The sequence below is a fragment of the Methylobacterium sp. B1 genome, assembly GCF_000333255.1.
In the GTDB taxonomy this organism is placed as follows: domain Bacteria; phylum Pseudomonadota; class Alphaproteobacteria; order Rhizobiales; family Beijerinckiaceae; genus Methylobacterium; species Methylobacterium fujisawaense.
Genome location: NZ_BACT01000427.1, coordinates 1 through 11,226 on the forward strand (window position 1 = coordinate 1; position 11,226 = coordinate 11,226).

Consider the following 11,226-nt stretch of genomic DNA (forward strand, 5'->3'; position numbering starts at 1 on the left):
CGATTTTGCAGGTTCGAACCCGGGCCCGGCCCGAGGGTTCGAATGCGGCTTTTCATCCGCGCCTCCGGAACGGACGAATTGCCCGAACGTTCTACATTCTCCAGCCAAGTTTCCGGCGCGGCGCGCCAAGCAAGGGGCAGGTCAGCATGGCGATCCAGGGTGAGCGGATCCGGATCCTCAACGATGTCGAGCCCCGCGGAGACGGCGCCTACGTCCTGTACCTGTTGCAGCAGGCCAACCGGGCGACGTTCAACCCGGCCCTCGAACTCGCCATCGAGGAGGCGAACCGCCTCGGCCTGCCGGTGGTCGCCTGCTTCGGCCTGCTCGACGGCGCCAGCGGCTTTCCCGAAGCCAATGCCCGGCACTACGCCTTCCTGCTGCAGGGTCTCGCGGATGCGAAGGCGGGCCTGGAGAAGCGCGGGATCGGCTTCGTCATGCGCAAGGTCTCGCCCGCGCAAATCGCCATCGACCTCGCCGCCGACGCGGCGCTCCTCGTCCTCGACCGCGGCTATCTCGCCATCCAGAAGGGCTGGTACCGGGAGATCGCCGAGGCGGTGACGACGCGGATCGTCCAGGTCGAGGGCGACGTCGTCGTGCCGGTCGAGACGGCCTCGGGAAAGCACGAATACGCCGCCCGGACGCTGCGGCCGAAGCTGAACCGGCTGTGGGACCCGTTCATCGCGGCGCTGAAGCCCCGCACGGTGAAGCACAAGGCCGATCGCCTGAAGCTGAAGAGCGCGGTCGACGTCTCCGATCCGGAGGCGGTACTCGCCGGGATGAGCCTCGACCGGGCGGTCGGGCCGGTGAAGCGGTTCACCGGCGGCGAGACGCAGGCCCGCAAGCGCCTGAAGGCGTTCCTGAAGAATGGGTTTGCCGGCTACGGCGCGGGGCGCAACAGGCCGGAGGCGGCGGCCGCCTCGCACATGAGCCCGTACCTGCATTTCGGGCAGATCTCGCCGGTCGAGATCGCCCTGGCGGTCCGGGAGGCCGGGATCGGCGATTCCGACGACCGCGGTGCCTATCTGGAGGAGCTGATCGTCCGGCGCGAGCTCGCCATGAACCACGTCTTCTACACGGAGGGCTACGACGACTACGACAAGGCCGTCCCGGACTGGGCGCGCAAGACGCTGGCCGAGCACGCGACCGACGCGCGCCCGCACGCCTACTCGGAGAAGCAGCTCGCCGCCGGCGAGACCCACGACCGCTACTGGAACGCCGCGATGCGCGAGATGCGCGAGACCGGCTACATGCACAATCAGCTGCGGATGTACTGGGGCAAGAAGATCCTCGAATGGTCCCCGTCGCCGAAGGAAGGCTTCGCCCGGACGCTCCGGCTGAACAACCGCTACTTCCTCGACGGGCGCGATCCGAACTCCTTCACCAACGTCGCCTGGGTGTACGGCCTGCACGACCGGCCCTGGCAGAAGCGCAAGATCTTCGGCACCGTGCGGTATCAGAGCGAGAACTCGCTCAAGAAGTTCGACGCCAAGGCCTATGTGCGGGCCGTGGAGACGCTCTGCGCGGCCGAGGGGTGAGGGGGCGCGCCGCCCGTCCGGCGTTTTCCGGGCGCAGGAGCATCGTCGCAATCATCGCGCGACGGCGCGCCCGGTCCGTGCGGTCCCCCCACCGTATTGCAACGCTTTCTTCGGCCGGATCCCGGGTCTCAGCAGCACACAGGTTTGTGAAGAAACGCTGTCCCGGCTCCGGGTGTTTCGAGCGCACTTCCGGCTCCTCGCAAACGGCCGGACATCATCCGGTGACATCTCGGTCCGACCGAGACCGGATCATCGCTATAGCTTGCGACTGAAAGGAGGACGACGATGCGAATGAAGCTTGCAGGCGCAGCACTCCTCGCGCTCGGAACCTTGACCGCCACGGTCGGCACGGCGGACGCCGCCCAGGGCTGCGGCCCGGGCTTCCACCGGGGCTGGTCCGGCTGGTGCAAGCCGAACTGGCGTCCCTACGCCTACCGCCCGGTCTACTACGCGCGGCCGGTGGTCTACGGCTGGCACCGTCCCTGGGCTTGGCGCCGGGTCGGCTGGCACCGCCCCTGGGGCTGGCACCATCATGGGGGCTGGCGCCGGGCCGCGTGGCATTACCGCTGGTGAGCGGTGGGGCCGGCACGCGCGTGCCGGCCTCCCTTGAAACGGGTCTTTCCTCGACCGTTGCGCTATAGCGTCCGCTCCGGCTGCGCGGACGAGGTGCTCTTTCATGGTCGAGATGCGGGACGACGTTGGGGACACCAAGGATGCCCCGCCGCCGCAACGCTCGCGCTACCGCCGCTCGATCATGCGCCTGCGGTCGGCCTCGATGGAGGCCTTTCCCCTCTGGCGCGGTCGCCTGCTCTTCCTGGTCGGCGGCATCGGCGTGGGTCTCGCCGCCGTGCTGATGGCCAAGGGCGCCGACCTCGCGCAGGACGGGTTCCGGCGCCTCACCGCGCCCTCGCCGCTGATCGCCCTGGTGCTGACGCCGGCGGGCTTCGCCCTCGCGGCGCTCCTGGCCCGCACGGTCTTCCCGAATTCGCAAGGGTCGGGCATCCCGCAGGTGATCGCCGCCCGGCATGCCCGGGACGCGCGCTTCCGCTTCTCCCTGATCTCGCCGCGGGTGGCGGTGGGCAAGGTGCTGGTCCTGTTCCTGGGCCTGCTCTGCGGCGCCTCGGCGGGCCGCGAGGGGCCCACCGTGCAGGTGGGCGCGGCGATCATGGCGGCCTTCGGGCGCCTGACCCCCGAGCGCCTGCCCGGGCTGCTGCTCGCGGGCGGCGCGGCCGGCGTCGCGGCGGCCTTCAACACGCCGCTGGCCGGCATCGTGTTCGGCATCGAGGAACTGGGCCGCGCCTACGAGGCGCGCTCCTCGGGCCTGATCGTCGCCGGGATCGTCGCGGCGGGCCTGACCTCCCTCGGGCTTCTGGGCAATTACACCTATTTCGGGACGACCGATGCCGCCCTGCCGCTGGCGGCGGCCTGGATCGTGCCGCTCGTCGCCGTGGTCGGCGGCCTCGCGGGCGGGCTGTTCAGCCGCGTCGTGATCCTGTTCGCCCGCGGCCTGCCCGGGGCGGCCGGGCGGCTGATCCGGCGGCGGCCCGTCGTGTTCGCCGCGGTCTGCGGGCTGTGCGTCGCCCTCTGCGGCCTCGCCTCCGGGGGCGCGGCCTACGGGACCGGCTACGAGGAGGCCCGGGCCATCCTCCACGGGGATGCGGCGGCCGGCTGGACCTACGCGCCCCTGAAATTCGGCGCCACCGTGCTGAGCTCGATCAGCGGCATCCCCGGCGGCCTGTTCGCGCCGTCCCTGGCGGTCGGCGCCGGCCTCGGCGGCACGGTCCACGGCCTCCTGCCGGACATGCCCGTGGGCGCCGTGGTGCTGATCGGGATGGTGGCCTACCTGACCGGCGTGCTGCAGGCGCCGATCACCAGCTTCGTCATCGTCACCGAGATGACCCAGAACCACGCGATGGTGATTCCGCTGATGGTCGCGGCCCTCCTGGCCGATGCCGCCTCCAAGGCGGTCTGCCGGGGCGGGCTCTACCACACCCTGGCGGAGATCATGCTGGAGCGCGCCGACGTGCCGGCGCAGCCCGTGGCGAAGACCGGTTGACCTCACGTAAGACTATAAGCGGCGCGGGCCGGAATCCGCGGAACGGTCTCGCTTGGCGTCGGTTGAGGCAGAAGCGACAGGCCCCGCGCCGGGCCGCAGCCGGAGTGACGTCATGACCCTTCTGAAATGGGCCCTCATCTGCTTCGTGATCTCGCTGATCGCCGGCGGTCTCGGCTTCACCGGAATCGCCTCGGGAGCCGGCTCGCTGGCCCGCATCCTGTTCGGGCTGTTCCTGGTCATCGCCATCGTGATCGTGGTCATCGCCTTCGCGGTCGGTCAGGCGGTCTTCTGAGGCCGGCACCGTGCGCGGCACGGTCTGCCTCGTCACCGGGGCGACCGGCGGCATCGGCTACGAGACGGCCCTCGGGCTCGCGCGCCTCGGCGCGCGGGTCGCGATCGTCGGCCGGGACGCCGGGAAGCTGCAGGCCTGCGCCGACCGGATGCGCGCCGCGGTGCCCGGTGCCGCCGTGGAGCCGCACTGCGCGGACCTGTCCGCGCAGGCCGAGATCCACCGGCTCGCCGAGACCCTGCGGGCCGCCTATCCGCGCCTCGACGTGCTGGTGAACAATGCCGGCGCGATCTTCGACCGGCGCACGCTGACCGCCGACGGCATCGAGCGCACCTGGGCGCTCGACCATCTGGGCTACGTGCTCCTGACCCTGGAACTCCTCGATCCCCTGAGGCAAGCGTCGGCGGCCGGCGGAAGGCCGCGGATCGTCAACGTCGCCTCGGCGGCCCATTACCGGGGGCATATCGACTTCGACGACATCGAGGGCGCCCGGCGCTACCGGGCGATGGGGGCGTATGCCCAGGCCAAGCTCGGCAACGTGCTGTTCACCTATGCCCTGGCCCGCCGGCTGCGCGACAGCGGCATCACGGTGAACGCCCTCCATCCGGGGGTGGTCAACACCGGCTTCGCCAAGAACACCGGCGGCCTGTTCGGCGCGGCCTGGGCCCTGATGCGGCCGTTCCTGATCACGCCCGAGAAGGGCGCACGGACCTCCCTCCGCGTGGCCAGCGCCCCTGACCTCGACGGCGTCACCGGCCGCTACTTCTCGCACGGGCAGCCGAAGGTCTCCTCGGCCGAGAGCCGCGACGAGGCCGTGCAGGAACAGCTCTGGGCGCTCAGCCTCCGTCAGGTCGGCCGGAGCGACTGAACGGCGCGCCCATCCCGATGGACGCGCCGGCTGGCGGCACTGGCCACGTGGAGGCGGACGAGACCTTCATCGGCGTTGAGCCCGGCAAGCCGAAAACACGTCAGGTCGAAGCACGAACGACCGACGATCCGGCGGCACACCCGCAACGCATGGTCCGCCCTCGGCCTCCCTAATGGGGGGCCTCGCCGAGGATTTCCCCCGTCTTGGGATCAAGCTCGAACTTCATTTTCTGTCCGTTTTTGATCCCTTCGCCGTCCCAATGCCCATCGTCGGCCTCGATTTTCGTGATCGACGTGTAGCCCGACGATAGAAGCTTGGCTTTGACCTGTTCCACCGGCATCCAGTCCGGCCCCGGCTGATCGGCCATGGCGGTGACGGGCGCGCTTGCGCCGAGGGCAAGGACGAGTGCGAGCATCGTTCGCTTGATCATTGTCTGTATCTCATGAGGTCACGCGGAGAATGATCTAGGGTGCCCCAGTCATACGGGGGGTATCGCATCGTCATTTTCTGCCGGCCGCTTCAGTCACCGGCCCTGGCGGACGGCCGAACGATAGAATTGCCGTTCCGAAAGACTGAGCCAATGTCGCGACGCCGCTCTCGTCGCGATGCAGGAGATGGCCGAACTCAGGTCTGTCTCGCAGACGCCGCGTCCCTCGAAGGGGGCAGCCGTGCAGGCGTGGAACAGGCCGTCATCGGGACGAGCCGGGCGACCCTGACCCTCGCCCGAGAGGGCACAAGGGACGCAGCGCCCCGCGGGCGATGACGTGGGTGGTCGCAAGCGCGGCGATCTCCGCCACGAGATCGGGGGCACCGCACGTTCTCATGGCCGTCCCGGCGAGGGGCCGACCCTCCTCGCCCGGATGCTCGACCGGCCGCCGTCTGATGCGTCCCCGCGTGAGGACGCGGGATCGACGCCGCGATCCGGCTTCGCCGCTTCAGATGCGAGACCTGCGGGCCGGGGGCCCAGCGAGTCCCGTTCAGGCCGCCCGCCGCACCGTGTGGTCGCCGTGGTGCTGGATCTCGATGAACACCCGGGTCACGTCGGGGCTGCGCGCCTTCAGCGCCCGGTCGAGGCGGGTGACGAGGCTCTCGACATCCCCGGCGCTGAGGTCGTCGGCCATGTCGATGCTGAGATTGACCAGGATGTCGGAGGGGCCGAGGTGCTGGGTCAGCACCTCGTTGATGTGGAGCACGCCCGGCTCGGCCCGGGCCAGCTCCGTGATCGCCGCGACGATCTCGGGATCGGCCGCCTCGCCGATCAGAAGGCCGTGGGTCTCGACCATGAGGAACACCGCCATGCCGACGAGCACGAGGCCGATGCCCACCGACGCCCAGCCATCGAGGCTCGGCATCTCCAGGATATGCGACAGGGCCACGCCCGCGAGCGCGATGACGAGGCCGATTAGGGCGGCGGTGTCCTCGGCGAGCACCGTGAACAGGGTCGGATCCTTGCTGCGCCGGATCGCCCGCACGGCCGAATGCTGGCCCTTCTCGGCCCAGAACTGGCGCATCGCCACGAAGAAGGAGGTGCCCTCCGCCGCGATGGCGAAGCCGAGGATCCCGACATTCACCCAGAGGCCCGGCAGCCGATAGCCGAACAGCTCGGCATCGACGTCCGGCTCGGGATGGCGGATCCGCTCGATCCCCTCGTAGATCGCGAAGAGGCCGCCGCCGAGGAAGATCATCAGCGCCACCACGAAGGCGTAGAAGTAGATCTCGCGCCCGTAGCCGAACGGGTGGCGGGCATCGGCCGGGCGCCCGGCCCGCTTCATGCCGACGAGCAGCAGCACCTGATTGGCCGTGTCGACCACCGAGTGCACGCCCTCGGCGAGCATCGCCGTCGAGCCGGTCAGCGCACCGCCCACGAACTTCGCCGCCGCGATGGCGAGATTGGCCCCCGCGGCCGCGTAGATCGCCCCCGTGCTCTCGTGCGCCATCCGGAACTCCTTGCGCGCGCCGCGTGCCGACCTGCGCGCCTCGTTGGAAGCCGGACCGACGGAGCCCGGCACGGCGCTGCGGCCGTGGCGAGGCAAGCGTTGCGGCAGGCCGCTTGTTCCCGTGTGGACGCGGGTGGGTGGCCCGTGCAACCTGCAACCGCTCGACGACCGCTCACGGAGACCCGGAGGCAGCATGGCCGACGCCCCCTACGATCCCGACAACATCTTCGCCAAGATCCTGCGGGGCGAGATCCCCTGCCACCGCGTCTACGAGGACGACCATACGCTGGCCTTCATGGACGTGATGCCCCAGGGGGAAGGCCACACCCTGGTGATCCCGAAGGCGCCGTCGCGGGGCCTGCTCGATGCCGATCCGGAGTCGCTCGGCGTCTTGATGGCGCGCGTCCAGAAGGTCGCCCGCGCCGTGAAGGCGGCGTTCCAGGCCGAGGGGCTGACCCTCTTCCAGTTCAACGAGCCGGCCGGGGGCCAGACCGTCTTCCACCTGCACGTCCACATCATCCCGCGGCGTGAGGGCGTGCCGCTCAAGCGCCACGAGGGCGGGATGGCCGACAACGCGGTCCTGGCCGAGCATGCCGCACGCATCCGCGCGGCCCTGGAGGGGCAGGGCTGAGGATCAGGCCGCGCTCGCCGGATCGGCCGACTGGGCCATGCTGGCGAGCAGGCGGCGCAGGGCGGCGTTCTCGGTCTCGAGTTCGCTGACGCGCTTCAGCAGCAGGGTCACGGAGGCGTCCGTCGCGGCCGCAACGGGCGCCGCGGGCGCGGCGCTGGCCGGCTGCTCGAAGGTCACGCCGATGCCGTCCTCCCGGCGCCAGCGCAGGATGGCCCGGTAGGTCCGATCCTTCTGCGGAATGTAGAGATCGAAGGCCTCCGGGAGCGTGGTGGCGTCGCTCATGACGAGCCGTGCACCGGCGGAGGACATGTCGCGCACGAGGCAATCGAAGCTCGACGAGCCGTTGTTGAAGACGATGCGACCCTTGAGGAAGACCCTCTGGCGCGCCTCTCTGCGATGCTCCGACATGCGGCCGGCTCCGAAGCTGACGATGCCGCCAGTCCTGCACGCCAGCCCTTAAGGAATCTTCGTTGCGATCGCAGAGTCGGGGCCCGCCGCGCGGCGGGATCCCTGCCGACGGGGGGCCCATCGCCGGGTCCCGGCTCGGCGCGCGGGGCGATCCGGTTTCAAGCCGGCGCGGCTGGCGCCGCCGGGCGGACGGCGTTCTTCGTGCTGCGTTGCGGAACGCCGGCCGGCGGCTCGGCCCGCGCGCCGCATGGGCGCGCTCAGTCCTTCCCGATGCCCCCGCTCACGCGATGAAGCGCCGGTCCACCGTCTGGAACAGGTAGAATCCGTTGAAGCGCACGGCGGTGTCGGCGGCTCGGTCGTCGAAGTCGAGGGGTTGCCGGCTGCCGTCGCAGAGCTTGCCGCCGAAGGTCCAGCGGCCGGCGCCGATGAAAGGCGGGACGGTGCTGGCCTCAGGCACCGCGCAGCAGAGACCCTCGACGCTCTTGAGCTGGAACAGGTTGTAGCTTCGCATCCGAAGTCCTCCGCCTGGCCGCCCTCAAAGCCAAATTTTCCCAATACGGCATTTTGCATTGCGAAGAATCGGCTTGACCGTGCTCATAATGGCACAATCGGTCGAGTTTGTGTCGGTCAAGTTTCGGGGACGTTTCGGTTCAACTCCGCGATCCAGATGCGCGCCGACCCGTCGGAGGGCGCGCGCCAGTCGCCCCGGGGCGAGAGGGAGCCGCCGGCCGAGACCTTCGGCCCATTGGGGAGCGCCGAGCGCTTGAACTGGCTGAAGCCGAAAAAGCGGGTGAGGAACACGCCGAGCCAGCGGCGGATCTCGGGCAGGTCGTAGGCGACCCGCTTGGCCTCGGGGAAGTCCGGCGCCCAGAAGCCGCTGTCCCTGTCGCCCCAGGCGTGGAGCGCCAGGAAGGCGATCTTCGAGGGTCGGAACCCGTAGCGCAGCGTGTAGAACAGGTTGAAGTCCTGCAGCGCATAGGGGCCGATCGTGGCCTCCGTGCTCTGCGGGCTGTCATCCTGGTCCACCGGCACCAGCTCGGGGGAGATCTCGGTGTCGAGGACCGCCTGGAGGGTGCGCGCCTCGTCCGGCCCGACCTCGCCGTGGCCGATCACCCAGCGGATCAGGTGCTGGATCAGGGTCTTCGGCACGCCGGCATTGACCGCGTAGTGGCTCATCTGGTCGCCGACGCCGTAGGTGCACCAGCCGAGCGCCAGCTCCGAGAGGTCGCCGGTGCCGACCACGATGCCGCCCGCCTGGTTGGCCAGCCGGAACAGGTAATCGGTGCGCAGGCCCGCCTGCACGTTCTCGAAGGTCACGTCGTAGACCGCCTCGCCCCTGGTGAAGGGGTGGTTCATGTCGGCGAGCATCTGCCGGGCGGCCGGGCGGATATCGATCTCGGCGGCCGTGCAGCCCAGGGCCTTCATGAGGGCGTGGGCATTGGTCTTGGTGGCGTTCGAGGTGGCGAAGCCCGGCAGCGTGTAGGCCAGGATGTCCGAGCGCGGATAACCGAGGCGGTCGAAGGCCTTGGCGATCACGATGAGCGCGTGGGTCGAATCGAGGCCGCCCGAGACGCCGATCACGGCCCGGCGGGTGCCGGTGGCCTCCAGGCGCTGGGCGAGGCCGGCGACCTGGATGTTGTAGGCCTCGTAGCAATCCTGGGCGAGGCGCGTCGGGTCGGCGGGCACGAAGGGAAAGCGCTCGATCCGCCGGATCAGCCCAAGATCGGCCTCCGGCGGGTCGAGCCGGAACGGGACCCGGCGATAGGGCAGGGCCTGGCGCCGGGCGTCGTCGTCGAAGCTGCCGGCCTGGAGGCGCTCCTGGGCGATCAGGTCGAGGTCGATGTCGGCGAGCGTCGTCACCGGGCCCGCGGGGAAGCGCTCGCCCTCGGCCAGCCGCACGCCCAGCTCGTCGATGCTGGTCTGGCCGTCCCAGGACAGGTCGGTGGTCGATTCGCCCTGGCCGGCGGCGGCATAGACATACGCGCAGGCGCCGCGCATCGCGGCCGCCCGCGAGAGGAGCGCCCGCGACTCGGCCCGGCCGACGGTGATCGGGCTGCCCGAGAGGTTGGCCAGCACCGTGGCGCCGGCCAGGGCCGCGCGCATGCCCGGGGGCTCGGGAACCCACAGATCCTCGCAGATCTCCACCCCGACCACGAGGCCCGGCAGGTCCTCGGCCGGGAACAGCAGGTCGGTGCCGAACGGCGCCTCGTGGCCGGCGACCCGGATGGTCTCGCCGGTGATCCCGGCGCCGGAGGCGAAGTGGCGCTTCTCGTAGAACTCCCGGTAGTTCGGCAGGAAGGTCTTCGGCACGACGCCGAGCAGGCGGCCGCCCTGGATGGCGAGCGCGGTATTGTAGACGCGGTGGCGCCAGCGGAGCGGCGCGCCGACCAGCAGCAGCGGCCGGAGATTGGCCGATTCGGCGATCACCCGGGCGGCGGCGGCCTCGACCGCGTCCAGCAGGGTCTGCTGGAGCAGCAGGTCCTCGATCGCGTAGGCCGAGAGGCCGAGTTCGGTGAAGACCGCCAGCGCGGCCCCCGAATCGTGGCACCTCCGGGCGAGGTCGAGGATCGCGTCGGCGTTGCGCTCGGGCTCGGCCGGGTGGCTCCGGCCTGTGCAGGCCGCAACCCGGGCGAAGCCGTGGCGGTAGAGGGAGCGGAAGCGCGCCGGCGATTCGGAGGTGGCTGGATACACGGGCACCTGTCCGGATGAGGAATGGCTGCGGGTATCATATGGCATGCGGCCCGGCACGGGCGATCGGACGCGGTCGGCGCCCGCGGCGGCTTGGCTGCACGGCGCACGAACCGCTCTGTTTCCCGGCATGGTTTCCGCAGCGCGGCCCGTGGCAAGCCTCCATTAACGACGAATGGCCTAACTCAGGAACAGCCGCCGCGCGTCGGCGGATCCCTGTTTCGAGTATCGTCTGAGAACCCATGCGCGCATCGGGACGGCCTCCGTACTCCCACCGTGACCCCGCCCGCCCCGTCCGCGGCGGCGACCGCTCGGGCCTCTCCCTGGGAGCCCTGGCGCACCGGCTGATGGCGCTCCGCGCGAGCCTCACCCGCCGCCTGTCCGGCTCCCCGGCCGGACTCCCCGCCCGCCCGTCCTACGGCGCCCCCGGGCGCCGGGCGGAGCCGAGCTGGCTCACGCCGCCGGGCGCGATGGTCGGCCGCGAGGCCGCCGAGCGCGCCCCGCGCGCGGCCGCGCCCGAACCGCACTGGCCGGACCAGGTCTTCGACGACCGGGCGAGCCTCGACGCCCTGGATGCGCCGGCCTTCGAGAGCCGGATCGACCGCAGCGCGTCCTCGCCGGGCGTGCTGGTGCGCCAGCCGCGCCGCCCCGCCGCCATCGCCCCCGAGGGCGTGCCGGCCGGTGCGCCGGTCGCCGCGCCGGTCCAGGCCGCCGCCCCCTCGGCCGTGCGCTACACCCGCACCCCCGATTCTGTCCTGCAAGAGCGCCGCCAGCGCGCCCTGGAGGCCGAGCGCGTCGCCCTGGAGCGCGCCCG

General features: G+C 70.9%; 11 protein-coding genes and 2 pseudogenes. 8 read left to right on the forward strand and 5 right to left on the reverse strand.

The window, feature by feature from the left end; translation table 11 throughout:
* Positions 1–146: 146 nt before the first annotated feature.
* The 6 genes and pseudogenes from I53_RS12470 to I53_RS32520 form a co-directional block, all read left to right on the forward strand.
* Positions 147–1,535 (forward strand): deoxyribodipyrimidine photo-lyase, encoded by a 1,389-nt coding sequence (locus I53_RS12470; protein ID WP_043351137.1) that lies wholly within the window; start codon positions 147–149, stop codon positions 1,533–1,535.
* A gap of 285 nt (positions 1,536–1,820) precedes the next feature.
* Entirely contained in the window at positions 1,821–2,108 is a 288-nt protein-coding gene (locus tag I53_RS12475) for a GCG_CRPN prefix-to-repeats domain-containing protein (RefSeq protein ID WP_043351140.1), read from the forward strand.
* 103 nt (positions 2,109–2,211) lie between these two features.
* Entirely contained in the window at positions 2,212–3,591 is a 1,380-nt protein-coding gene (locus tag I53_RS12480) for a chloride channel protein (RefSeq protein ID WP_051044789.1), read from the forward strand.
* Positions 3,592–3,703: 112 nt separating this feature from the next.
* Positions 3,704–3,883, forward strand: a complete 180-nt coding sequence (locus tag I53_RS12485; RefSeq protein ID WP_043351142.1) for a DUF1328 domain-containing protein — start codon at positions 3,704–3,706, stop codon at positions 3,881–3,883.
* 10 nt (positions 3,884–3,893) lie between these two features.
* Positions 3,894–4,748, forward strand: a complete 855-nt coding sequence (locus I53_RS12490; RefSeq protein WP_043351144.1) for an SDR family oxidoreductase — start codon at positions 3,894–3,896, stop codon at positions 4,746–4,748.
* Positions 4,748–4,849: pseudogene (locus I53_RS32520) on the forward strand (IS1595 family transposase); the annotation flags it as partial. The gene I53_RS12490 and the pseudogene I53_RS32520, both read left to right, overlap by 1 nt.
* A gap of 68 nt (positions 4,850–4,917) precedes the next feature.
* Here the strand turns inward: I53_RS32520 and I53_RS12495 are convergent.
* The gene (locus tag I53_RS12495) at positions 4,918–5,178 is read right to left on the reverse strand and encodes a PepSY domain-containing protein (protein WP_236952722.1); all 261 of its coding nucleotides are present in this window, start codon (positions 5,176–5,178) and stop codon (positions 4,918–4,920) included.
* Between the two features lie 547 nt (positions 5,179–5,725).
* A complete protein-coding gene (locus tag I53_RS12500; protein WP_043351145.1) occupies positions 5,726–6,685 on the reverse strand; it encodes a cation diffusion facilitator family transporter in 960 nt (319 codons plus the stop codon).
* 193 nt (positions 6,686–6,878) lie between these two features.
* Here I53_RS12500 and I53_RS12505 point away from each other — a divergent pair, with 193 nt between their 5' ends.
* A complete protein-coding gene (locus tag I53_RS12505; protein WP_043351147.1) occupies positions 6,879–7,316 on the forward strand; it encodes an HIT family protein in 438 nt (145 codons plus the stop codon).
* A gap of 3 nt (positions 7,317–7,319) precedes the next feature.
* Here I53_RS12505 and I53_RS12510 read toward each other — a convergent pair whose 3' ends face one another.
* From I53_RS12510 to I53_RS12520, 3 genes are all read right to left on the reverse strand, one after another.
* Positions 7,320–7,724, reverse strand: coding sequence for a PilZ domain-containing protein (locus tag I53_RS12510; RefSeq protein WP_043351152.1), 405 nt, complete (start codon positions 7,722–7,724; stop codon positions 7,320–7,322).
* 280 nt (positions 7,725–8,004) lie between these two features.
* Positions 8,005–8,235 (reverse strand): hypothetical protein, encoded by a 231-nt coding sequence (locus I53_RS12515; RefSeq protein ID WP_043351157.1) that lies wholly within the window; start codon positions 8,233–8,235, stop codon positions 8,005–8,007.
* A gap of 116 nt (positions 8,236–8,351) precedes the next feature.
* The gene (locus I53_RS12520; RefSeq protein WP_043351159.1) at positions 8,352–10,415 is read right to left on the reverse strand and encodes an NAD(+) synthase; all 2,064 of its coding nucleotides are present in this window, start codon (positions 10,413–10,415) and stop codon (positions 8,352–8,354) included.
* A gap of 239 nt (positions 10,416–10,654) precedes the next feature.
* Here I53_RS12520 and I53_RS12525 point away from each other — a divergent pair.
* Positions 10,655–11,226: pseudogene (locus I53_RS12525) on the forward strand (DNA translocase FtsK); the annotation flags it as partial.